The sequence below is a fragment of the Acuticoccus kandeliae genome, assembly GCF_003073115.1.
In genome coordinates this window covers 1-377 of the sequence record NZ_QBBV01000091.1, presented here as the reverse complement: position 1 = coordinate 377, position 377 = coordinate 1, and the positions used below count along the sequence as shown (strand labels likewise).

Annotated in this window: 1 protein-coding gene; it reads left to right on the top strand. The window is 34.7% G+C overall.

Features of this window, described 5'->3' with window-relative positions; translation table 11 throughout:
- Positions 1-223: hypothetical protein (locus DBV35_RS31595; protein ID WP_205648948.1), on the top strand; the 223-nt coding region annotated here is incomplete at its 5' end.
- Positions 224-377 lie beyond the last annotated feature (154 nt).

The following is a 377-nucleotide window of genomic DNA, read 5'->3' as shown; positions in this document are numbered from 1 at the left end:
AATCAACAATACCAACACAACAACAAACAATAACAATAATAACAAACAAACAATAACAATAATAACAACAATGACGATAAACAAAAATGACAACAATGACAATGACAACAAACAAATAACAAAGACAACGACAATGACACACGACAATGAAAATAAGACTACCGCACAACAAACAACAATGACAACATTGACAACGAAACACAAGACCACCGCACAACAATGAAAACAAGACCATCGCACAACAAACAACAATGAAAACAAGAGTATCGCAGAACAAACAACAATGACAACATCGACAACATGAACAACGACAACAACAACAAAGGCAAAAAGCGACAACCACGAGGACAACACACCAACAAAAACAACAACAACAA